General features: G+C 61.1%; 22 protein-coding genes. 17 read left to right on the plus strand and 5 right to left on the minus strand.

The genetic code is table 11. The features are described from left to right. Window positions 1-23 precede the first annotated feature (23 nt). The gene (locus PG881_RS00560; protein WP_270797743.1) at window positions 24-311 is read right to left on the minus strand and encodes a hypothetical protein; all 288 of its coding nucleotides are present in this window, start codon (window positions 309-311) and stop codon (window positions 24-26) included. A 433-nt stretch (window positions 312-744) separates the two neighbouring features. Here PG881_RS00560 and glyA point away from each other — a divergent pair, with 433 nt between their 5' ends. The 7 genes from glyA to ribBA all read left to right on the plus strand — a co-directional run bounded on the left by glyA (window position 745) and on the right by ribBA (window position 6,705). Continuing rightward, window positions 745-1,998, plus strand: coding sequence for a serine hydroxymethyltransferase (glyA, locus tag PG881_RS00565; protein WP_011707102.1), 1,254 nt, complete (start codon window positions 745-747; stop codon window positions 1,996-1,998). Window positions 1,999-2,126: 128 nt separating this feature from the next. Next, entirely contained in the window at window positions 2,127-2,561 is a 435-nt protein-coding gene (locus PG881_RS00570) for a hypothetical protein (protein ID WP_270797860.1), read from the plus strand. Window positions 2,562-2,635: 74 nt separating this feature from the next. After that, window positions 2,636-2,968, plus strand: a complete 333-nt coding sequence (locus PG881_RS00575; RefSeq protein ID WP_270797861.1) for an NIPSNAP family protein — start codon at window positions 2,636-2,638, stop codon at window positions 2,966-2,968. 122 nt (window positions 2,969-3,090) lie between these two features. Then, complete coding sequence (gene nrdR / locus PG881_RS00580; protein WP_010675395.1) at window positions 3,091-3,540, plus strand: transcriptional regulator NrdR; 450 nt, start codon at window positions 3,091-3,093, stop codon at window positions 3,538-3,540. A gap of 96 nt (window positions 3,541-3,636) precedes the next feature. Further along, on the plus strand, window positions 3,637-4,746 hold the full coding sequence (gene ribD, locus PG881_RS00585) for a bifunctional diaminohydroxyphosphoribosylaminopyrimidine deaminase/5-amino-6-(5-phosphoribosylamino)uracil reductase RibD (protein ID WP_016351736.1): 1,110 nt from the start codon (window positions 3,637-3,639) through the stop codon (window positions 4,744-4,746). Window positions 4,747-4,800: 54 nt separating this feature from the next. Further along, on the plus strand, window positions 4,801-5,454 hold the full coding sequence (locus tag PG881_RS00590) for a riboflavin synthase (protein WP_270797745.1): 654 nt from the start codon (window positions 4,801-4,803) through the stop codon (window positions 5,452-5,454). A 141-nt stretch (window positions 5,455-5,595) separates the two neighbouring features. Beyond that, window positions 5,596-6,705 (plus strand): bifunctional 3,4-dihydroxy-2-butanone-4-phosphate synthase/GTP cyclohydrolase II, encoded by a 1,110-nt coding sequence (gene ribBA, locus PG881_RS00595; RefSeq protein WP_016351734.1) that lies wholly within the window; start codon window positions 5,596-5,598, stop codon window positions 6,703-6,705. Window positions 6,706-6,768: 63 nt separating this feature from the next. Here ribBA and PG881_RS00600 read toward each other — a convergent pair whose 3' ends face one another. After that, on the minus strand, window positions 6,769-7,980 hold the full coding sequence (locus PG881_RS00600; protein ID WP_270797746.1) for a S1 family peptidase: 1,212 nt from the start codon (window positions 7,978-7,980) through the stop codon (window positions 6,769-6,771). A 197-nt stretch (window positions 7,981-8,177) separates the two neighbouring features. Between PG881_RS00600 and ribH the strand changes: the two genes are divergently transcribed. From ribH to PG881_RS00640, 8 genes are all read left to right on the plus strand, one after another. Beyond that, a complete protein-coding gene (ribH, locus tag PG881_RS00605; protein WP_016351731.1) occupies window positions 8,178-8,648 on the plus strand; it encodes a 6,7-dimethyl-8-ribityllumazine synthase in 471 nt (156 codons plus the stop codon). Between the two features lie 14 nt (window positions 8,649-8,662). Further along, the gene (gene nusB, locus PG881_RS00610; RefSeq protein ID WP_011707095.1) at window positions 8,663-9,076 is read left to right on the plus strand and encodes a transcription antitermination factor NusB; all 414 of its coding nucleotides are present in this window, start codon (window positions 8,663-8,665) and stop codon (window positions 9,074-9,076) included. A 60-nt stretch (window positions 9,077-9,136) separates the two neighbouring features. After that, entirely contained in the window at window positions 9,137-10,096 is a 960-nt protein-coding gene (gene thiL, locus PG881_RS00615) for a thiamine-phosphate kinase (protein WP_029299287.1), read from the plus strand. After that, on the plus strand, window positions 10,093-10,587 hold the full coding sequence (locus PG881_RS00620) for a phosphatidylglycerophosphatase A family protein (RefSeq protein ID WP_045789154.1): 495 nt from the start codon (window positions 10,093-10,095) through the stop codon (window positions 10,585-10,587). The genes thiL and PG881_RS00620 overlap by 4 nt, the downstream gene beginning before the upstream one ends. A 510-nt stretch (window positions 10,588-11,097) precedes the next feature. Beyond that, the gene (locus PG881_RS00625; protein WP_011707092.1) at window positions 11,098-12,822 is read left to right on the plus strand and encodes a dipeptide ABC transporter ATP-binding protein; all 1,725 of its coding nucleotides are present in this window, start codon (window positions 11,098-11,100) and stop codon (window positions 12,820-12,822) included. Window positions 12,823-12,892: 70 nt separating this feature from the next. Then, window positions 12,893-14,449, plus strand: coding sequence for an ABC transporter substrate-binding protein (locus tag PG881_RS00630; protein WP_011707091.1), 1,557 nt, complete (start codon window positions 12,893-12,895; stop codon window positions 14,447-14,449). Between the two features lie 99 nt (window positions 14,450-14,548). Beyond that, entirely contained in the window at window positions 14,549-15,523 is a 975-nt protein-coding gene (locus PG881_RS00635) for an ABC transporter permease (RefSeq protein WP_011707090.1), read from the plus strand. Between the two features lie 3 nt (window positions 15,524-15,526). Then, complete coding sequence (locus PG881_RS00640; RefSeq protein ID WP_203133615.1) at window positions 15,527-16,468, plus strand: ABC transporter permease; 942 nt, start codon at window positions 15,527-15,529, stop codon at window positions 16,466-16,468. Window positions 16,469-16,547: 79 nt separating this feature from the next. Here PG881_RS00640 and dxs read toward each other — a convergent pair whose 3' ends face one another. Genes dxs through xseB form a run of 3 tightly spaced genes read right to left on the minus strand, consistent with a single transcriptional unit; the run spans window position 16,548 to window position 19,577 of the window. After that, on the minus strand, window positions 16,548-18,413 hold the full coding sequence (gene dxs / locus PG881_RS00645; RefSeq protein ID WP_270797748.1) for a 1-deoxy-D-xylulose-5-phosphate synthase: 1,866 nt from the start codon (window positions 18,411-18,413) through the stop codon (window positions 16,548-16,550). Window positions 18,414-18,434: 21 nt separating this feature from the next. Continuing rightward, a complete protein-coding gene (ispA, locus tag PG881_RS00650; RefSeq protein WP_139704818.1) occupies window positions 18,435-19,325 on the minus strand; it encodes a (2E,6E)-farnesyl diphosphate synthase in 891 nt (296 codons plus the stop codon). Further along, complete coding sequence (gene xseB / locus PG881_RS00655; protein ID WP_016351725.1) at window positions 19,326-19,577, minus strand: exodeoxyribonuclease VII small subunit; 252 nt, start codon at window positions 19,575-19,577, stop codon at window positions 19,326-19,328. Window positions 19,578-19,797: 220 nt separating this feature from the next. Here xseB and pomA point away from each other — a divergent pair, with 220 nt between their 5' ends. Further along, on the plus strand, window positions 19,798-20,556 hold the full coding sequence (gene pomA, locus PG881_RS00660) for a flagellar motor protein PomA (RefSeq protein ID WP_011707085.1): 759 nt from the start codon (window positions 19,798-19,800) through the stop codon (window positions 20,554-20,556). Between the two features lie 8 nt (window positions 20,557-20,564). Continuing rightward, window positions 20,565-21,464, plus strand: coding sequence for a flagellar motor protein MotB (locus tag PG881_RS00665; RefSeq protein WP_011707084.1), 900 nt, complete (start codon window positions 20,565-20,567; stop codon window positions 21,462-21,464). Window positions 21,465-21,589: the final 125 nt, after the last annotated feature.

Below are 21,589 nucleotides of genomic sequence, written 5' to 3' on the forward strand. Positions count from 1 at the left end.
CTTGCGGATCCTTGGCTGATGGGTCAGAGCTCCTCGCGATAGAGCGTCTTCTTGCAGCGGGTGCAGATATGCTGGCGCCGGAAATCGGTCTGGTGCACCAGGCCCACATCCAGTTGCTGATGGTGGCCGCAATTAATGCAGAAGATGATGTCGCCATCGATGGCTTCCGGGTGCGCTGCCAGATACTGCTCGCGGGTGGGCAGTTGATCCCACTGCGTGACAAAGGGACTCTTGCGAGTGTCGGTATAGTAGATCCAATAGAACAGCGCGAATACCGAAATAATCAGAAACAGCATCAGGTTATCCAGCATGGCTTACTCCCGTGAGGTCTGCGGTGCAAAGAGGCAAGGGGGTGACGTGAGCAGCAGTTGACCGGATGCGATGAGAGGGCCCTTCCGTTGCCGGTCGCGTCGTTGCTGCGCATGCCGGGCAACCGCTGTGCCAGCTAAAGATGTTATCTGTTAGTAAATGCTATATCCATGATCTGGCTCTGGTTTTGGCAGTTAGGCCAGTCCGGGCCCGGTCATGTTGCTCGAGTGGTGACAGGGGATCGCACGGCTGGCGTGGGTGTCGGGTGATGACGGTCCAGCCGATTGGGGAGCATGGTCATTGTGAATTTCGCGACACATTTTACATTTTTTAAACAAATTTTTGGGTGGTTGGACTGTCTCTTTGATCCAGCTCACGTTACAATGCGCCTGCCCACTTCACCTATCGCGCAAACGATTTTCAGGAGAGAAACGGATGTTGAAACGTGACATGACCATTGCCGGCTATGATCCAGAGCTGTGGCAGGCCATCACAGACGAGACCCGTCGTCAGGAAGAGCATATCGAGCTGATTGCGTCCGAGAACTACACCAGCCCCCGTGTCATGGAAGCCCAGGGCTCCCAGCTGACCAACAAGTACGCCGAGGGTTACCCCTCCAAGCGTTACTACGGTGGTTGCGAGTATGTGGATGTGGTTGAAACCCTGGCTATCGAGCGCGCCAAAGAGCTGTTCGGTGCCACCTACGCCAACGTGCAGCCGCACTCCGGCTCCCAGGCCAACAGCGCCGTCTACATGGCCCTGCTGCAACCGGGCGACACCGTGCTGGGCATGAACCTGGCCCATGGCGGTCACTTGACCCACGGCTCCCCGGTCAACTTCTCCGGCAAGCTGTACAACATCATCCCCTACGGCATCGACGAGTCCGGCAAGATCGACTACGACGACATGGAACGTCAGGCGGTCGAGCACAAGCCGAAGATGATGATCGGTGGCTTCTCCGCCTACTCCGGTATCGTTGACTGGGCCCGCATGCGCGAAATCGCCGACAAGGTCGGTGCCTGGCTGTTTGTCGACATGGCCCACGTGGCAGGCCTCATCGCCGCTGGTGTCTACCCGAACCCGGTGCCCCACGCTCACGTGGTCACCTCCACCACCCACAAGACCCTGGCCGGTCCGCGCGGTGGTCTGATCCTCTCCGCCGCTGACGACGAGGAGCTCTACAAGAAGCTCAACTCCGCCGTCTTCCCGGGTGGTCAGGGTGGCCCGCTGATGCACGTCATCGCCGGTAAAGCGGTGGCCTTCAAAGAGGCACTGGAACCCGAGTTCAAGACCTACCAGGCTCAGGTCGTCAAGAACGCCAAGGCGATGGCAGCCACCTTTATCGAGCGCGGCTACAAGATCGTCTCCGGCGGTACCGACAACCATCTGATGCTGGTTGACCTGATCGGCCGCGAGCTGACCGGCAAAGAGGCCGATGCGGCCCTTGGCAAAGCCAACATCACCGTCAACAAGAACTCCGTGCCCAACGACCCGCGCTCCCCGTTCGTCACCTCCGGCGTGCGGATCGGTACCCCGGCCATCACCCGCCGTGGTTTCAAGGAAGCCGAGTCCATCCAGCTGACCAACTGGATCTGCGACGTGCTGGACAACCACGACAACGATGCCGTGCTGGCCACCGTACGTGAACAGGTGCTGGACATCTGCCGTCGTTTCCCGGTGTATGCCTGATAACGGCCCTCACCCGGTTTGAGACCAATGCCACCCACGGGTGGCATTGTTTTTTGTGGCGTTTGGCAACACAGGAGGGCCTGATGACGCTGAACGACGAAGAGCATAGCGGGCAAGGCAAGCTGACCATGGCCAGTGAACAGCAAGACGAGGCGCTGGAGGCTGCGCTCAGGCAGGCGATCCGCGCCCAGTACCATTTTCGCGCCAGCGAACAGGGGCTGCTGGCCTGGGACGTGCGCCGGCTGGTGCGACTGAGCCGTGATCTGCCGGTGCAGGCGGTGGCGCTCGGTGACATTGCCGAGCTCGATCAGGTGCACTGGTACGGCCATGACGCCGCCCGCCCCACGGTGCGCAGCGTGGTGGAGCACTGCCAGTTGATGATGGCGGCCGATCTCGCCTATCCCATCCTGCTGGACAGCGCTGGCCGGGTGATGGATGGCATGCACCGGGTGGGCAAGGCGTTGCTGCTGGGCCACAGCCATATCGAGGCGCGTCGCTTTGCCGTGGATCCCGAACCCGATTATCAGGGCTGCGACCCCGATGCCCTGCCTTATGACGACTGAGCTCGGTTGACTGGATAGTCAGGGTGAACATCGGAAACACTATTTTCAAGAGATGGATTGCAGGAGATAACTCAGTGAAGAGAGTGCTAGAGATTCGGAACTATCGGCTCAAAGCCGGGAGTGGAGCGATTTTTCATCGGTTGGTGGCAGAACAGAGTTTGCCTCTACATCGTGAGTGGGGGATGGATGTGGTGAACCACGGACCCTCCCTACATGATCCGGACGTTTATTTTTTGATGCGGGCTTACGATGACCTTGAGGAATTGAACCGTTCACAGGCGGCATTCTATGCCACGGAAGCATGGCGGACAGGTCCGAGAGAAGCCATTGTCGAGTTGATCGAGAGCGACGCCAATACTGTGCTCTGGTTGTCTGATGTCGCCATTGATGCACTCCGTGGTTGCTGATGGCATCTGTCACATCCCTTGTTTCCACGGGCTTTTACCGGTTCCGGATGGCCGTGCTACACTGGCCGGCCTAGAGCCAGCCCCCGGGGCCGGCGCCCTTTTCCGTCAACGCCGGAGGTCCGATGCATTGCCCTTTCTGTAGTGCGGTAGATACCAAGGTGATCGATTCCCGTCTGGTGGCCGAAGGCCATCAGGTGCGCCGCCGTCGCGAATGCCTGCTCTGCCACGAGCGCTTCACCACCTTCGAGATGGCCGAGCTGGTGATGCCCCGCGTCATCAAGTCCAACGGCTCGCGCGAGCCATTCAACGAAGACAAGCTGCGGGCCGGCATCTTGCGGGCGCTGGAGAAGCGGCCGGTGAGCATGGAGGCCATCGAAAAGGCGGTCAACCACATCAAGTCCCGCCTGCGCGCCACCGGCGAGCGCGAAGTCGCCTCCCAGCTGGTGGGCAACCTGGTGATGGACGAGCTCAAGAGCCTGGACAAGGTGGCCTATATCCGCTTTGCCTCCGTCTATCGCAGCTTTGAAGACATTCGTGAGTTCGGCGAAGAGATCGCCAAGCTGGAGAAGTAAGTCTTTCTTCCAAACCAGGTTGCCGCGTTCGATTACGCTGCGCTAATCGAACCTACGATATTGCGTAAGCCTGGATGTGCTGTCAGAGGAGCCCAGATGTTTAGTCAAGACGATTACCAATGGATGAGCCGGGCCCTCGAACTGGCCCGCCGCGGCCGTTACACCACGGCCCCCAACCCTTGCGTCGGCGCCGTGCTGGTGAAGGCCGGCGTGGTGGTGGGAGAGGGCTGGCACCAGCGGGCCGGCGAGCCCCATGCCGAGGTGTACGCCCTGCATGCCGCCGGTGACAACGCCCGTGGCGCCACCGCCTACGTGACCCTGGAGCCCTGCTCCCATCACGGGCGCACCCCGCCCTGCGCCGAGGCGCTGATCAAAGCCGGGGTGACCCGTGTGGTCGCCGCCATGGTGGATCCTAACCCTCAGGTGGGTGGACGCGGCCTGCGCATGCTCTCCGAGGCTGGCATCAAGACCGATTTCGGCCTGCTGGCAAGCGAAGCCGAGGCGCTCAACCCGGGCTTTTTCAAGCGGATGCGGACCGCGTTTCCACAGGTAACGGTCAAGCTCGGCGCCAGCCTGGATGGTCGTACCGCCATGGCGAGCGGCGAGAGCCAGTGGATCACCTCCCCGGAGGCGCGTCGCGACGTGCAGCGACTGCGGGCCCGCCACGATGCGGTGCTCTCCAGCGCCGAGACGGTGCTGGCGGATAACGCCTCCCTCACCGTGCGCTGGGATGAGCTGCCTGCCTCGGTCAAGGCCGTCTATCCCAAAGAGACCCTGCGCCAGCCGCTGCGGGTCATCGTCGATTCGCAAAACCGGCTCACCCCTGATCTGCCGCTGTTCCAGAGCGAGGGCCCGGTACTGCTGGCTCGCCACAAGGCATCCGGTGAGTGGCCCGCCTGGGTGCAGCAGCTGGAAGTACCGCTGCTGGATGGCAAGTTGGATCTGGTCAGCCTGTTCATGCTGCTGGCCAAGCAGAACGTCAACTCTGTGCTGGTGGAGGCGGGACCGCGGCTGTGCGGCGCCCTGCTGGACAAGGGGCTGGTGGACGAGCTGGTACTCTATCAAGCGCCCAAACTGATGGGGGATGAGGGGCGCGGCCTGTTCCACCTGCCGGGGCTGACCCGGCTGTTCCAGGCGCCCAAGCTCAACATCAAGGATGTGCGCATGGTGGGACCGGATATCCGCATTACCGCCAAACTGGCCTGATTTATCAATGTTAAAGGGGGTGGTACCGCCCCCGTCATCAGCAAGGTGATCTGCATGTTTACCGGAATTATCGAAGCGGTGGGAACCCTGGCCGAGCTGCGCCGCCAGGGTGAGGACATGGCCCTCACCGTGCACGCACCGACCCTGGACTTCAGCGACGTCAAGCTGGGCGACTCCATCGCCACCAACGGCGTCTGCCTCACCGTGATCGCGCTCAGCGACAAGAGTTATACCGCCGACGTGTCGCTGGAAACCCTCTCCCGCACCGGTTTCGCCAGCGCCAGGGTGGGGGATCGGGTCAACCTCGAGAAGGCATTGATGCCCACCTCCCGCCTCGGCGGCCATCTGGTCTCCGGCCATGTGGACGGGGTAGGTGAAGTGAAAAGCGTCTCCAGCAGTGGCCGTGCCATCGAGTACTGGATCAAGGCGCCGGGCGAGCTCTCCCGCTACATCGCCGAGAAGGGCTCGATCGCGGTGGACGGCATCAGCCTCACCGTCAACGCCGTGCAGGGGGATCTGTTCCGGCTGACCATAGTGCCCCACACCGCCCAGGAGACCACCATCGCCCAGTGGAAACCTGGCTACAGGGTGAATCTCGAGGTGGATCAGATTGCCCGCTATCTGGAGCGCTTGATGACGGGCAAGCGCGAGGAGAGCAGCGCCTCCACCTTGACCCTGGAAAAGCTGGCCCAGTCCGGCTTCCTGTGATGGACCCTCGGCGGGAAAAACGCTTTTCTGTGATCCCGCGCCGATTGAAATGGGGCCCCCTGTGCCCCATCTAGAGCACAATAGGCAGTATCAAGCCGAGCCGACTGGCTCAATCCCCGCAGCATGTTGATGGAGTAGCCCATGGCGCTAAGCACGACCCAGGAAATCATTGCCGATATCAAGGCTGGCAAGATGGTGATCCTGATGGATGACGAAGACAGGGAGAACGAAGGGGACCTCATCATGGCCGCCTCCTGTGTCCGCCCGGAAGATATCAACTTCATGGCCCGCTACGGCCGGGGGCTCATCTGTCTGACCCTGACCCGGGATCGCTGCAAGCAGTTGGCGCTGCCGCTGATGGTCGATCGCAACAATGCCCAGTTCTCCACCGCCTTTACCGTGACCATCGAAGCGGCCGAAGGGGTAACCACCGGCATCTCCGCCGCCGACCGCGCGGTGACCGTGCAGGCGGCGGTAGCGCCCAATGCCAAGGCCGCCGATCTGGTGCAGCCCGGCCACATCTTCCCGCTGATGGCGCAGGACGGTGGCGTGCTGACCCGCGCCGGCCACACCGAGGCCGGTTGCGATCTGGCCCGGCTAGCGGGTTACGAGCCGGCGTCCGTCATCGTCGAGATCCTCAACGAAGATGGCACCATGGCGCGCCGCCCTGATCTGGAGCTGTTCGCCGAGCAGCACGGCATCAAGCTCGGCACCATCGCCGACCTCATCGAATACCGCAACCAGCACGAGACCACGGTAGAGAAGGTGGCCGAGTGCAAGCTGCCCACCGAGTTTGGCGAGTTCGACCTCATCACCTTCCGCGACACCATCGACAACCAGGTGCACTTCGCCCTGAAAAAGGGTGAGGTTCAGGCCGAGCAGCCAACCCTGGTGCGGGTCCATCTGCACGACGTGCTGAGCGATCTGCTGTTGACCGATCGCCACAGCGCCCGCAGCTGGCCGCTGCCCAAGTCCATGGCCCGCATCGCCGATGAAGGCGGGGTGCTGGTGATCCTGGGGGCGGAAGCCCACGGCGCCGAGCTGCTGGCCCGGGTCAAGGGATTCGAAGCGGCGGACAAGGGGCTGGCACCGGAAGGGGCCAAGTGGCAGGGCACCTCGCGCCGGGTCGGCGTCGGTTCCCAGATCCTCAAGGCGCTGGGGGTCGGCAAGATGCGCCTGTTGAGCTCACCGAAGAAGTACCACGCCCTCGGCGGTTTCGGCCTAGAGGTGGTGGAGTACGTCGGCGAATAAGCCTGATGTGATGAAATGAATATGAAACAAGGGATGACCTCGGTCATCCCTTGTTGTTTTGCCTTAGCGGCGCCGGCGCAACCAGGCCAGCGGCAGCAGCAACAGGGCTGCGAATCCGGTGGCGCCACCACCGCCACTGCTTGAAGTGGTGGTCGTGGTGGTGGTCGTGGTGGTATCCGGAATCTTGGTGGGCTCGCTGGTGAGACTGATCAAGGCCCCTTCAAGACGCTGGCTCGCCCCCTGTTCATTGGTGGCGGTGAGTTCAACGCCCTGCACGCGCAGGGTACCGACTGTATTGTTGCCATCGGCGCGAAGCCGCAGGGTGCAGGTTTGACCCGCCTCCAGACGGGCGGCGCAGCCGTTGCTCATGGCGGGGGCGTCGCTGTAGATGCCGCTCAGGGTGACCGCCTGGTTGCTGCGGTTGGCCAGCAGGTAGTCGGCCCAGCCACTGGTGCCTGAAGGCAGGATCAGGCCGCGGACCGTGGTCAGGGTGACGCCTTGCTGCTGCTCGGCGATCCAGTCACTGAAGGCGGGGGCGTAGACATAGCCACCGGCGCTGCCGGTGGCGCAGGGGAAGGCCCCGTAGCTGGTCACGCCGACCAGTTGTCCACCATAAGTGAGCGGGCCACCGCTGTCGCCTTTGCAGGTGTCCTGACCGGTCAGCTTGCCGGCGAAGATATGGGTCGTGGTCGGATCACCGTACCAGAAGTCCCGATCTCCCCGATAGGCGAGATCCACCGCCAGCAACTGCGGGCTGGCTTTGGTCGCGCTGGGGTCGATGCCACCGTACCCCAGGGCATGCAGCATGGTCGTGTTCTGCTGCCAGGTATCCTTGATGACGGGATCGGCGATGGCGATAGGTGCCTGGGTAACGGGAGTGGCAAGGTGCAGCAGGGCCACATCCGAGGCGTTCGGGGTGTCGCGATAACCCAGATTGGTCAGCAGGTTGACGTAATATTCCGGGTGCATCAGCACCTGGTCGACCTTGCTGCGAAGGTGGGGGCGGCTGAGATCACTTACCCCGATGGCCACTTCCATGGGGCCGGACTGGGCCTCGGCGACGCAGTGCGCTGCGGTGAGTACCCACTGCTTGTCGATGAGGGTGCCGCCGCAGAAATTGCTCCAATTGCCGTTGACGACTTCGCCGACGGCCACCATCCAGCTGGGGGCTGTGACGGCGCTGCCGCCGATGATGCGCGGGCTGCCAGCATCGGCCTGAGCAGCCAGCGGCAGCAGGCAGGCGAGTACGACGCTGCTGCGTTTGAAATCCAACATACTGAACTCCTTGGTGTTATTATTTTAACCCGTAGTAGGGTGACGTATTATTATCAGGTCGGATCAGTTAAGCAAAAAGTCAATTGCACTGTCGTTGCCAGAATTGTGATGCATGTTTTTGTCCGATTCCCCTTTGTGCTAGAATGTGCGCACTTTTGACTCCGGCCCTTTTTGATTGCACAGAGACAGGATTTCCCATGAAGGTTATCGAAGGAAATATCGCCGCTCCTGAGGCGCGCGTTGCTATTGTCGTTGCCCGTTTCAACAGCTTCATCAACGAAAGCCTGGTGGACGGTGCGGTAGACGTACTGAAGCGTCAAGGTCAAGTCCAGGACAGCAACCTGACCCTGGTGCGAGTGCCGGGCGCAGTCGAAATCCCCCTGGCCATCAAGAAGCTGGCCAAGAGTGGTCAATATGACGCTATCGTGGCGCTGGGCACCGTCATTCGTGGCGGCACTTATCACTTCGATCTGGTGGCAAACGAGAACAGCAAGGGCATGGCCCAGGTAATGATGGAATATGAAATTCCGGTTGCCTTCGGCGTACTGACCACTGAAAACATTGAACAAGCCATCGAGCGTGCCGGTACCAAGGCGGGTAACAAGGGTGCAGAGGCAGCATTGAGCGCGCTCGAAATGATCAACGTCCTGAAACAGCTGGACGTGTAACGAGGAGAAATGCATTGAAACCGTCCGAGCGCCGCAAGGCCCGCCATTGTGCCACCCAGGCCATCTACCAGTGGCAGATGACCAAGGCCAACGTGGGCGACATCGAAGAGCAGTTCAAGATCGATCAGGACACCAAGGGTGTGGACCTGAACTACTTCCGCGATCTGCTGTTCGGAGTAGCCCTCCACTGCAACGAGCTGGACAAGGTCTTCGCACCTTTCCTCTCCCGTCCGCTGGAAGAAGTGGACATGGTGGACAAGGCGATCCTGCGTCTGGCGACCTATGAGCTGACCCGTCGTGATGATGTGCCGCCGCGCGTGGCCATCAACGAAGCGATCGAGCTGGCCAAATCCTTTGCTGCCGATGACAGCCACAAGTTTGTCAACGGTGTACTGGACAAGGTGATCAAGTCGCTGAACAAGCGTTGATCCTGCTGTCCGTCAACAGCATCTAAGAGAGGAGCCAGCTTATTGCTGGCTTTTTACTGTATGGGTGAATTCGAGCTGATTGATAAGTACTTCAAGGTCCCCCACGCCCGCAAGGACGTGGTGATGGGCCCTGGAGATGATTGTGCCCTGCTGACCCTGCCCCCCGACACCCAGCTGGCGGTGAGCACGGATACCCTGGTGAGCGGCGTCCACTTCTTTCCCGACATGGATCCGGTGGATCTCGGCTACAAGGCGCTGGCGGTCAATCTCTCCGATCTGGCTGCCATGGGCGCCGAGCCGCGCTGGGTCTCGCTGGCGCTGACCCTGCCCACCATCAACGAGGCCTGGGTGGCCGGCTTTGCGGAAGGGTTCCTGGAGCTTGCCGAATACTACAACGTGGCGCTGGTGGGCGGCGACATGACCCGCGGCCCGCTCTCCATCACGGTGTCGGTGAAGGGGTCGGTACCGGCTGGCCGTGCCCTGCTGCGCAGCGGTGCCAAGGCCGGGGACGGAGTCTATGTGACCGGCACCCTGGGCGATGCCGCCCTGGCGCTCTCCCATCTGCTGGCCAAGCGAACCCTCAACGAGAACCAGCTGGCGGCCGTGCTGCCGCGCCTCGACCATCCTCATCCCCGCATTCTGGCCGGACAGGCCCTGCGCGGGCTGGCCGGCAGTGCGCTGGATCTCTCCGACGGGTTGGCCTCGGATCTCGGCCATATCCTCAAGGCCTCCGGCGTGCGGGCCCAGATCGATCTCGATCTGCTGCCGCTCTCGCCGGTGCTGCAGGATGCGGTGAGCGAACAGGATGCCTGGCAGCTGGCACTGGCCGGTGGCGATGACTACGAGCTCTGTTTCACCGTGCCGGAGGAGCATCGCGGCGCGCTGGACACGGCGCTGGCCAACTGCGGCGTCAAGTTTACCCGCATCGGCCGCATCGTTGCCGGCGAACCGGGCATCGACTATCTGCGGGGCGAACAAACGGTGGCGCTGGAACTGAAAGGGTGGGACCACTTCGCATGAGCCTGTTGATGATAAAGCCTGAGCTGAAGCGGCTGAACCTGAAGCATCCGCTGCACTTTCTGGCGGTGGGCTTTGGCTCCGGCCTCTCGCCCAAGGCGCCGGGCACCATGGGGACGCTCGCCGCCATCCCCCTTTATCTGCTGGTGAGCGGTCTGTCAACGCCCTGGTTCATCGCGCTGCTGATAGTGGGCTTCGTGGCGGGCATCCGCATCTGCCAGAGCGCCACCGATGCCATCGGCATGCCGGATCACGGCGCCATCGTCTGGGACGAGGTGATCGGTTTTGGTGTCACCATGATAGCGGCCCCGGCCGGCTGGGAGTGGGTGCTGGCCGGCTTCGTGCTGTTCCGGTTGTTCGACATACTCAAGCCCTGGCCCATCTCCTGGTTTGACCGCCGCATTCATGGCGGCCTTGGCATCATGCTGGACGATCTCATCGCCGGCCTGTTCGCCCTGTTTTGTATGCAATCACTGGCATACTGGCTGGGTTGAGGGTGACAGCAAGGGGGAGTGCCATGCTGGCATCCCCCTATATATCTCTGTTTAGTTTTCATTCATCGGCATATGCTGCCGTTAAAAAATCATTTCACATAAATATTCACTACTCATTCGAAGCTTAAGACTATTGTGTCAATAGTGAATATTCCCGCCTGTTACGCCATTGTTGAAAGTAAAAGCACTAGTCAGGCATTTTATCGGTCATATAGTCTGTATATGTGATAGGAGTCATGATTTATGACTGCTGACTTGGCTGCTAACTGAGCAAAGTATTGCGAAATTGTATAACCCGATCATTTACACTCGCCGCCAAACCGTCTAAGTTACTCGCGGGTTATTCCAAAAAAATGCAAAAAACCCGCCCGGATCGCTGGTTTCGTTGTCTCATGGATTGAGCGTTTTGCAGTCATATCAAGCACTCAAGATCACCCCAAGGCACGACCGGCATCTGCGGCCGATTTACGGACGAATTATTTGGGACGGATGTCCCCCGCAGAGGTAAACATGTCCTTGCTCGAAGTGAAAAACTTGCGGATCGAGTACCCCTCCCGCTACGGGGTGCTGGCCGCAGTGAAGGATCTCTCTTTTTCCGTGGAAAAGGGGGAGATAGTCGGTGTGGTAGGCGAGTCCGGTGCCGGCAAGTCCACCATAGGCAACGCCGTCATCGACCTGCTGAGCCCCCCTGGCCGTATCGCCCGTGGCGACATCTATCTCAATGGCGAACTCATCTCCGGCAAGAGCCAGAACGAGATGCGGGCCATTCGAGGGTCGCGCATCGGCTTCATCTTCCAGGACCCCATGACCTCCCTCAACCCGCTGTTCACCGTCGAACGGCAGCTGGTTGAAACCATTCTGGCCAATACCGACCTCACCCGTGAGGCGGCCTTTGCCAAGGCGCTTTCCCTGATGGCGGCGGTGGGGATCCCGCAGCCTGAGCTGCGTATCAAGCAGTATCCTCACCAGTTCTCCGGTGGCATGCGCCAGCGGGTGGTGATTGCCATCGCCCTCTCCGGCGACCCCGAGCTCATCATCGCCGACGAGCCGACCACGGCGCTGGACGTCTCCATTCAGGATCAGATCCTCCAGCTCATCCGCAACCTCTGCAAAGAGCGGCAGGTGGGCTGCATGCTGGTGACTCACGACATGGGCGTGGTGTCCAACGTCACCGACAAGGTGGCGGTCATGTATCGCGGCGATCTGGTGGAGTTCGGTACCACCGAACAGGTGCTGGGTCGCCCCAACCACCCCTATACCCGCAGCCTCATCTCGGCGGTGCCCCGCTCGGATGTGAAGCTGGTGCGCTTCCCGCTGGTCTCCTATATCGAGGACGCCGGTGCGGCGGATACCAGCATCGATCTCAAGACCCATTGGCTTGGCCAGAGTCAGGACGAGCGTGCCTATGAAGGGGCGCTGCTGCGGGTGGAAAACGTGGATCTGAAGTTCGTCACCAAGGATTCCCTGTTCCCGAGCCGCCGCCAGTACGTGCGGGCTTGCAACAACATCAGCTTCGAGATCTTCGAGGGTGAAACCTTCGGCCTGGTGGGGGAGTCTGGCTCCGGCAAGTCGACCATCGCCCGTGCCATCACCGGCCTCTATCCGCCCGATACCGGCAAGATCTTCTTCGAGGGGATCGATCTGACCGCGCTCAAGGGTGAGCATGAGCGGCGCCCGCTGCGTCGCCAGATGCAGATGGTGTTCCAGAACCCCTACTCCTCGATGAACCCGCGCATGAAGGTACGCGACATCATCGCAGAGCCGATCCGCTTTCATAAGCTGGCCGGCAGCGAGAGCCAGATCGAGGGGATCGTGGGGGATCTGCTGGATCACGTCGGCCTTGGCCGTGGTGCCGGGGTGAAGTATCCCCACGAATTCTCCGGCGGCCAGCGTCAGCGCATCTCCATTGCCCGCGCTCTGGCGACCCGGCCACGCTTCCTCATCTGCGACGAGCCCACCTCGGCGCTGGATGTGTCGGTGCAGGCCCAGATCCTCAACCTGCTCAAGGATCTGCAGCAGGAGCTTGGCCTCACCATGCTGTTCATCAGTCACGATCTGCCGGTGATCCGCCAGATGTGCGATCGCATCGGGGTGATGCAGCACGGTCATCTGGTGGAAGTGGCGGAGACCGAGAAACTCTTTACCAATGCCGAGCATGAGTACAGCCGCAAGCTGATCTCCCTCATGCCGGAGTTCAAGGGAATGTCCCGCGAGGGGCTGGAAATCGCAAGCTAGGAAAGGGGCGGCCCGCCGCTCTGCTTGTCAAAAAAAGTGTCAATAAAAAGCCAAAAGCATGGAGAAAGACATGAAGAAAGGATTATCCAAGATTGCCCTGGCGCTGTTTGCCGCCGGTTTCGCTTTTAACGTTTCCGCCGTCGACATCAAGGTCGCCGTCGCCTCCGACGCCACCTCGCTGGACCCGCAGGAGCAGCTCTCCGGTCAGACCCTGGAGATGTCCCACCTGGTGTTCGATCCGCTGATGCGTTACACCCAGGACCTGAAATTCGAGCCGCGTCTGGCCGAGAAGTATGAGCGCATCGACGACAAGACCGTGCGCTTCTTCCTGCGCAAGGGCGTCAAGTTCCACTCCGGCAACGACTTCACCGCCGACGACGTGGTGTGGACCGTCAACCGTCTGAAGTCCTCAGTCGACTTCAAGGCCATCTTCGACCCCATCGCCGAAGTGAAGAAGGTCGATGAGTACACCGTCGATCTCGTCACCGCCAAGCCGTTCCCGCTGGTGCTGCAGACCGTCACCTATATCTTCCCGATGGACTCCAAGTTCTATACCGGCAAGACCGAGGCGGGCAAAGACAAGGCCGAGATCGTCAAGAACGGCGACTCCTACGCCTCCACCCATGTCTCCGGTACCGGCCCGTTCAGCGTCAAGTTCCGCGAGCAGGGCGTCAAGCTGGAGTACACCCGCAACGCCAACTACTGGGACAAGGCCTCCAAGGGCAACGTCGACAACCTGACCGTGGTGCCCATCAAGGAGGACGCCACCCGCGTGGCGGCCCTGCTGGGTGGTGACGTGGACGTGATCTACCCGGTTGCGCCGAACGATCTGGAGCGCGTGAAGAACGGCAAGGACACCCAGCTGGTGACCCTGTCCGGTACCCGCGCCATCATCATCGAGCTGAACCAGAACACCAACCCGGCGCTGAAAGACAAACGCGTGCGTCAGGCGATCAACTACGCCATCAACCAGGTGGGCATCGTCGAGAAGATCAACAAAGGCTTCGGTACCCCTGCCGGCCAGCTGAGTCCGAAAGGCTATGCCGGTCACAACGAGGCGCTCAAGCCCCAGTATGATCTGGCCAAGGCCAAGCAGCTGATGAAGGAAGCCGGCTATGAGCAGGGCTTCAAGATGAGCTTCATCTCCCCGGCTGCCCGTTACGTCAACGACGTCAAGATTGCCCAGGCCGTCTCCGCCATGCTGGCCAAGATCAACATCAAGGTGGATCTGAAGACCATGCCGGTGGCCCAGTACTGGCCTGAGTTTGACAAGTGCGCCGCGGACATGCAGCTGATCGGCTGGCACTCCGACACCGAAGACAGTGCGAACTTCTTCGAGTTCCTGACCTTCACCAAGGATGCCAAGACCGGCATGGGCCAGTACAACTGCGCCGGTTATGCCAACGCCGAGGCTGACAAGCTGGTCGAGCAGGCCAACGCCGAGACCGATCCGGCCAAGCGTGCCGAGATGTTGAAGAAGGTCGAAGCCATGCTGATCGACGACGCTGCCTATGTGCCGCTGCACTGGGAAGATCTGGCCTACGGCGCCAAGAAGAACGCCGACATCAAGCCGGTGGTCAACGTGATGAACTTCCCTTACTTCGGCGACCTGGTGGTCGGCAAGTAAGCGAAGGTTGCAAGGAAGGACGGGGCGGGGTGGTCAGCCGGCCACCCCGCCTGCTAACAGAAGCCTGTGCCATGACACAGGCCACGTAGAAGGACAAGCATGTTTACATTCCTGCTGAAACGGTTCTATCAGGCCGTGATAGTGATGTTCGTCATCAGCCTGGTCGCCTTCTCCATCCAGGACAACCTGGGGGATCCGTTGCGCGAGCTGGTGGGACAATCCGTCTCCGAAGCCCAGCGCCACGAATTGCGCGAGAAGATGGGCCTCAACGATCCTTTCCTCGTCAAATACAGCCGCTTCTTGAAGAACGCGGTACACGGGGATCTGGGTACTTCCTACTTCTTCAAGCGACCAGCCCTCGAGGTTATCCTCGACAAGCTGGTGGCTACTCTTGAGCTGGTGTTTGGCGCTGCGCTGATCATCGTGGTGGTCTCCATTCCGCTTGGGGTCTACTCGGCGATCCGCCCGCACAGCATACCGACCAAGATCATCATGGCGGGGAGCAGCATCGGCATCTCGATCCCGGTGTTCCTGACCGCCATCATGCTGATGTACCTCTTCTCCATCCAGCTGGGCTGGCTGCCGGCCTATGGCCGTGGCGAGACCTACAACCTGCTGGGCTGGGAGTCGGGCTTCTTCACCTGGGACGGAATCAAGCATTTGATCCTGCCCTGCGTGGCGCTCTCCTCCATCATGTTGCCGCTGTTCATCCGGCTGGTGCGCTCCGAGATGCTGGAGCAGCTCTCCTCCGAGTACGTCAAGTTCGCCCGTGCCAAGGGGCTGGACAACAACAAGGTCTACTACAGCCACGCTCTGAAGAACACCATGCTGCCGGTCATTACCGTCGGTGGTGTGCAGATCGGTACCATGGTGGCCTACACCATCCTGACCGAGAGCGTATTCCAGTGGCCGGGGACCGGCTTCCTGTTCCTCGAGGCGATCCACCGGGTCGATACGCCCCTCATCACCGCCTACGTCATCTTCGTCGGGCTCATTTTCGTGGTGACCAATACCCTGGTCGACCTGCTTTACGGGTTGATCAACCCGACCGTCAACCTGACCGCCAAGGGGTAACAGATGACTCATGCTGTAACTGCAAGCCCAAGCCGTTGGGCTCGTTTTAAAAATTCCGACATCGTCTACTACTTCCTGCGGGACAAGGTAGCCATGTTCAGCTTTGCGGTGTTCGTGGTGTTCGTCCTGGCGGCCCTGCTGGCACCCTGGCTGGCCCCGTACAACGTCTATGACCAGACCAGCTTCGATCTGATGGATGCCGAATTGCCGCCCTCCTGGCTGGAAGGAGGCGAAGAGCGCTTCTGGCTCGGTACCGACAACCAGGGCCGCGACATCTGGAGCACCATTCTCTATGGCGCCCGCATCTCGCTGACCATAGGTCTGTTCGCGGTGGCGCTGCAGCTGGTGCTCGGCATCGTCATCGGCCTCATCGCCGGTTACTTCGGTGGCCGCATCGACAGCCTGCTGATGCGCTTTGCCGACGTGCAGCTGTCGTTCTCCACCATGATGGTGGCGATCATCATCTCCGCCATCTTCCAGGCGACGTTTGGTTCCGAGTTCTACTCGAAGTTCGCCATCCTGATGCTGGTGGTGATCATCGGTATCGCCGAGTGGCCGCAGTACGCCCGAACCGTGCGCGCCTCGGTGCTGGCGGAGAAGAAGAAGGAGTATGTGGAAGCGGCCAAGGTGATGGGCTTTCGCGCCCCGCGCATCATGTTCCGCCACATTCTGCCCAACTGCCTGTCGCCGATCCTGGTCATCTCCACGGTGCAGGTGGCCAACGCCATCATGAGTGAGGCAGCCCTCTCCTTCCTCGGTCTGGGAATGCCGGTGGATCAGCCGTCGCTGGGCTCGCTCATCAGCGTGGGCTTCAACTACATCTTCTCCGGTTCCTGGTGGATCACCGCCTTCCCGGGCATCTGCCTGGTGGTGCTGGTGCTGGTCATCAACCTGTTGGGTGACTGGCTGCGGGATGTGTTCAATCCCAAGCTCTACAAGGGCTGATGGTCGCGGATAAACCAACGAGACAGAGAAACAAAAAGGGCGCCATAACGGCGCCCTTTTACTGTGTGTGCTGAGGGGGTCAAGCCTGCAGCCACTGCTCTATGCTGCGCTGGATGCCGGCGCCATCGAGCCCCAGCAGTGTGTAGATCTCCTCCTGGGTACCCTGTTCGACGAAGCGATCCGGCAGGCCGAGATTGAGCACCGGCTTGCACTGTTTGCTGCGCATCAACAGCTCGTTCACCGCAGAGCCGGCACCGCCCATGATGGCGTTGTCCTCGAGGGTGACGAACTGATCGTGGGTCGTGGCCAGGGAGAGCACCAGGGCCTCGTCCATCGGCTTGACGAAGCGCATGTCCACCAGGGTGGCATCGAGCGCCTCGGCAGCCGCTTTGGCCTGTTGCAGCAATGTGCCGAACGCCAGGATGGCGGTGCCCTTGCCCTGACGCACGATCCGGCCCTTGCCGAGCGCCAGCGCCTGCATCTCGCTCTCGACCTGGATGCCGGTGCCGCTGCCGCGGGGGTAGCGTACCGCCGCCGGCCCGTTGCACTGGTAGCCGGTGTAGAGCATCTGACGGCATTCGTTCTCGTCGGACGGGGTCATGATCACCATGTTGGGCACGGTGCGCAGGAAGCTGATGTCGAACGCCCCCTGATGAGTGGGGCCGTCGGCTCCCACCAGACCGGCCCGGTCGATGGCGAACAGCACCGGCAGCTCTTGCAGCGCCACATCGTGGATCAGCTGGTCGTAGGCACGCTGCAGGAAGCTCGAGTAGATGGCGACCACCGGCTTCTGGTCGGCGATGGCGAGACCGGCGGCGAAGGTGACCGCGTGCTGCTCGGCGATGGCCACGTCGAAGTAGCGATCCGGATACTGCTGGCTGAACTTCACCAGGCCGGAGCCTTCGCGCATGGCCGGGGTGATGCCGACCAGCCGCTCATCCTTGGCCGCCATGTCGCACAGCCACTGGCCGAAGATGGCGGAGAAGCTCGGCTTGCCACCGCTCGCCTTGGGCAGGGTGCACTCGTTCGGATTGAACTTGGGCACGCCGTGATAACCGATGGGGTCCTTCTCGGCGGGCTCATAGCCCTTGCCCTTCTTGGTCTTGACGTGCAGCAACTGCGGCCCCTTGAGGTTGCGCATGTTGCGCAGGGTCTCGACCAGGGCGTTGATGTCGTGGCCGTCGATGGGGCCTATGTAGTTGAAGCCGAACTCCTCGAACAGGGTGCCGGGCACCACCATTCCCTTGAGGTGTTCCTCGGCCCGCTTGGCCAGCTCCTTGACCGGCGGCAGACCGGCCAGCACCTTCTTGCCACCCTCGCGGATGGTGGTGTAGAGCTTGCCAGACATGATGCGGGCCAGGTGGTTGTTGAGCGCCCCGACATTTTCGGAGATGGACATCTCGTTGTCGTTGAGCACCACCAGCATGTCCTTGTGGACATCGCCGGCGTGATTGAGAGCCTCGAACGCCATGCCGGCGGTAATGGCACCGTCGCCGATCACCGCAACCACCTTGCGCCCCAGCCCTTCGCTCTCGGCCGCGACTGCCATGCCGAGCGCCGCACCGATGGAGGTGCTGGAGTGGCCGACCGAGAGCACGTCATATTCGCTCTCGCCGCGCCAGGGGAAGGGGTGCAGACCGTCTTTCTGGCGGATGCTCTGCATCCGATCGCGGCGACCGGTGAGGATCTTGTGGGGATAAGCCTGGTGGCCCACGTCCCACACCAGCCGATCGAACGGGGTGTTGTAGACGTAGTGCAGCGCCACCGTCAGTTCGACGGTGCCGAGCCCGGAGGCAAGATGGCCACTGGAGCGACTCACCGAACGCAGCAGATATTCACGCAGTTCGTTGCACAGTACGGGCAGTCGCTCGAAGGGCAGGGATCGCAACTCGACCGGCGTATCCGCGAGGGCCAGGTTGGGGAAATTGCTTATATCAACGCTCATATTGTTACTGTTATCCAGCGTTTAGTGGGTTCGCTCGATGATGTAATCGGCAAACGCTTCCAGAATGTCGGTATTGTAGGGCAAAGATTGCAAGGCTGTTAAGGCTTTACCATGCAGTTCGCGAGCCAGCTCACGGGCATTGTCGAGCCCCAGCAGCGCCGGATAGGTACTCTTTTCCAGCGCCAGATCGGAACCTTGTCGCTTGCCGAGGGTGGCGGTATCGCCCGTGATGTCGAGGATGTCATCCTGCACCTGGAAGGCGAGACCGATGGCGGCGGCATAGGTTTGCAGCGCGCTCAGGGTGGTTTCATCCACGTCGGCCTTGCACAGGGCGCCAAGCGCCACGGCGCACTCGATGAGGGCCCCGGTCTTGTGACGGTGTACCTGTTCCAGCTCGGCGAGGGAGATCTGGCGACCTTCCGCCTGCAGATCCAGCGCCTGGCCACCGCACATGCCGAGATAACCCGAGGCGCGGGCCAGCCGGCTCAGCATCCGTACCCGGTTGGCCAGCAGCGCGTCCGGCATCGGGTGATCGGCCAGAATGGTGAAGGCCAGGGTCTGCAGGGCGTCGCCGGCCAAAATGGCGGTGCCTTCATCGAAGGCCTTGTGCACCGTCGGCTGACCGCGACGCAGATCGTCGTTGTCCATGGCGGGCAGGTCGTCGTGCAGCAGGGAGTAGGCGTGAATGCACTCTACTGCGGCGGCCGGGCCATCCAGCAGTTCGTTCTTTACGCCCAGCATCTCGCCGACGGCGTAGACCAGGAAGGGGCGCACCCGCTTGCCGCCCAGCAGCAGGCCGTAACGCATGGCATCGCGCAGGCGGGGGGCCATTGCGGGCAAGGATTCAAGTTGTGCAGACAGACAGTCGTCAATACGTTGCCGGTGCAGGCGGGAAAAATCGTCCAGCGTCACTCACTCCTCTCCTTGCTCTGGCTGGAAGGGGACGGCTTGCTCGCTGCCATCGGCCTGAGTCAGCAGGATCTGGATCTTCTGCTCGGCCTGCTCCAGCTTCTGCTGGCCGGCCCGCACCAGATGAATACCCTGCTCAAACTGCTTGAGAGCCTCTTCCAGCGGCAGAGAGCCCTGTTCCAGTTGATGAACTATGGTTTCCAGCTCTTCCAGAGTGGCATCAAAACTCAGGCGGTCGATTTTTTTACTGGCCATGTCCATCCTCGGGGATTGAAAAAAACGGCTTATCTTAACATCGACGACGGGCAGGGGGGAGGCAGAAAAATGCCCTCGGCTTAAACTCTCGGAAAAGTGGCCGATAATAAGCCATCTTCCGAACGGGGAAAATTGTGGCAACCCTTGCCGCTGATGAGCCAATAGCAGAAAATTCAACAAACTGCAGATACAACAAATTTCAGCTGACAGGAGTAAGGATGTGGATTTAGGCAGTCTGATAGGCATAGTGCTGGGGTTCGGGGTGGTGGTGTACGGCATGCTGCTGGGTGGCCCCATGAGCATGTATGTGGATATGCCCTCGGTCTATATCACCATTTTGGGTTCTCTGTTCATCTGCATGATGAAGTTCAACCTCGGCCAGTTTTTGATGGCGTTCAAGGTGGCCGGCAAGGCATTCATGTACAAGGGGGACAAGCTCGATGACCTGATTGCCAAGGCGGTGGAACTGGCGGACGCGGCCCGCAAGGGGGGCTTCCTGGCCCTGGAGGCGGCGGAGATCCCCAATACCTTCATGAAGAAGGGCATCGACATGCTGGTGGATGGCCATGACGCCGACGTGGTACGGGCCGTGATGGAGAAGGACATCGAGCTGACCTCGGAGCGCCACGTCATCGCCGTCAAGGTGTTCCGCTCCCTGGGGGATCTTGGCCCCGCCATGGGGATGATCGGTACCCTGGTGGGGCTGGTGGCCATGCTGGCGAACATGAGTGACCCCAAGTCCATCGGCCCGGCCATGGCGGTGGCCTTGCTCACCACCCTGTACGGGGCGATCGAGGCCAACATGATCGCCATCCCCATCGCCGACAAGCTGGAGCTGCGCAGCGGTGAGGAGCAGCTGAGCCGTACCCTGATCCTCGACGCCATCATGGGCATTCAGGACGGCCAGAACCCGCGGGTGATCCAGGCCATGCTGCAGAACTACCTGAACCAGTCCAAACGCAACAACGGGACCGAATAGGAGCGCGCATGGCAAAGTGCAAGTGCCCACCTCCCGGTCTGCCCGGCTATATGGGAACCTTCGCCGACCTGATGTCGCTGTTGATGTGCTTCTTCGTGCTGCTGCTCTCGTTTGCCGAGATGGATGTGCAGAAGTTCAAGCAGATCGCCGGCTCCATGGAGAAGGCGTTCGGGGTGCAGAATATTCTCGAGGTGAAGGACATCCCCAAGGGAACCTCCGTCATCGCCCAGGAGTTCAGGCCGGGTCGCCCGGAGCCGACCCCCATCGATACCATCATGCAGCAGACCATGGACATGACCCAGACCGAGCTGGATTTTCAGCCCGGCGATGCCGATCAGGCCGGCGGTCATGACAAGAGCGAAGAGAAGCTGGTGGGGGGCGACACCCAGCAGGAGGCGCAGAAACAGCAGCAGCAGGAGCAGTCCAACGCGCTGGCCAAGGCGCTGGCGGATCAGATGAAGGCGCAGATCCAGGATGGCGCCATCGAAGTGGAGGCGCTGGGTCAGCAGATCATCATCCGGATCCGGGAAAAAGCGGCCTTCCCGGCGGGCTCCGCCTTCCTGCAGCCCCAGTTCTGGCCGGTGGTGCGCAAGGTGGCGGCTCTGCTCAAGGATGTGCCTGGCGAGATCACCATTTCGGGTCACACTGATGATGCCGCCACCGAGGATGAGCTGTTCCAGTCCAATTGGGAGCTCTCCTCCCAGCGGGCGGTGGCGGTAGCCCACCAGATGATCAAGGTGCCGGGCTTCGATGGCGGCCGGCTGGTGGTACAGGGCATGGCCGATTCCCAGCCGCTGGTGCCCAATACCAGCCCGGAAAACCGGCGCATGAACCGGCGGGTGGAGATCTCCATCATGCAGGGCAAACCGACGGTGTCAGCCCCGATCAGCGCACAGGAGCAGAAATAGTTCCGGCAAATTCTGATGAGAAAGCGCGATCCCGCTCGCAGGGACTGACATGGATTTTGTGCCGGCTTCATATTAAGATGCCTCATCCGAACCGACAGCTGCGGCTCTCTCTGATAGCCGCAGCT

The organism is Aeromonas sp. QDB54, from assembly GCF_027707385.1.
GTDB lineage: Bacteria > Pseudomonadota > Gammaproteobacteria > Enterobacterales > Aeromonadaceae > Aeromonas > Aeromonas hydrophila.

Excerpts from the sequence above, each read along its gene's own strand:
- PG881_RS00560 (WP_270797743.1), bottom strand. The coding sequence starts at position 311 with ATGCTGGATAACCTGATGCTGTTTCTGATTATTTCGGTATTCGCGCTG.
- glyA (WP_011707102.1), top strand. The coding sequence starts at position 745 with ATGTTGAAACGTGACATGACCATTGCCGGCTATGATCCAGAGCTGTGG.
- PG881_RS00570 (WP_270797860.1), top strand. The coding sequence starts at position 2,127 with ATGGCCAGTGAACAGCAAGACGAGGCGCTGGAGGCTGCGCTCAGGCAG.
- nrdR (WP_010675395.1), top strand. The coding sequence starts at position 3,091 with ATGCATTGCCCTTTCTGTAGTGCGGTAGATACCAAGGTGATCGATTCC.
- ribD (WP_016351736.1), top strand. The coding sequence starts at position 3,637 with ATGTTTAGTCAAGACGATTACCAATGGATGAGCCGGGCCCTCGAACTG.
- PG881_RS00590 (WP_270797745.1), top strand. The coding sequence starts at position 4,801 with ATGTTTACCGGAATTATCGAAGCGGTGGGAACCCTGGCCGAGCTGCGC.
- ribBA (WP_016351734.1), top strand. The coding sequence starts at position 5,596 with ATGGCGCTAAGCACGACCCAGGAAATCATTGCCGATATCAAGGCTGGC.
- PG881_RS00600 (WP_270797746.1), bottom strand. The coding sequence starts at position 7,980 with ATGTTGGATTTCAAACGCAGCAGCGTCGTACTCGCCTGCCTGCTGCCG.
- ribH (WP_016351731.1), top strand. The coding sequence starts at position 8,178 with ATGAAGGTTATCGAAGGAAATATCGCCGCTCCTGAGGCGCGCGTTGCT.
- thiL (WP_029299287.1), top strand. The coding sequence starts at position 9,137 with ATGGGTGAATTCGAGCTGATTGATAAGTACTTCAAGGTCCCCCACGCC.
- PG881_RS00620 (WP_045789154.1), top strand. The coding sequence starts at position 10,093 with ATGAGCCTGTTGATGATAAAGCCTGAGCTGAAGCGGCTGAACCTGAAG.
- PG881_RS00625 (WP_011707092.1), top strand. The coding sequence starts at position 11,098 with ATGTCCTTGCTCGAAGTGAAAAACTTGCGGATCGAGTACCCCTCCCGC.
- PG881_RS00630 (WP_011707091.1), top strand. The coding sequence starts at position 12,893 with ATGAAGAAAGGATTATCCAAGATTGCCCTGGCGCTGTTTGCCGCCGGT.
- PG881_RS00635 (WP_011707090.1), top strand. The coding sequence starts at position 14,549 with ATGTTTACATTCCTGCTGAAACGGTTCTATCAGGCCGTGATAGTGATG.
- PG881_RS00640 (WP_203133615.1), top strand. The coding sequence starts at position 15,527 with ATGACTCATGCTGTAACTGCAAGCCCAAGCCGTTGGGCTCGTTTTAAA.
- dxs (WP_270797748.1), bottom strand. The coding sequence starts at position 18,413 with ATGAGCGTTGATATAAGCAATTTCCCCAACCTGGCCCTCGCGGATACG.
- xseB (WP_016351725.1), bottom strand. The coding sequence starts at position 19,577 with ATGGCCAGTAAAAAAATCGACCGCCTGAGTTTTGATGCCACTCTGGAA.
- PG881_RS00665 (WP_011707084.1), top strand. The coding sequence starts at position 20,565 with ATGGCAAAGTGCAAGTGCCCACCTCCCGGTCTGCCCGGCTATATGGGA.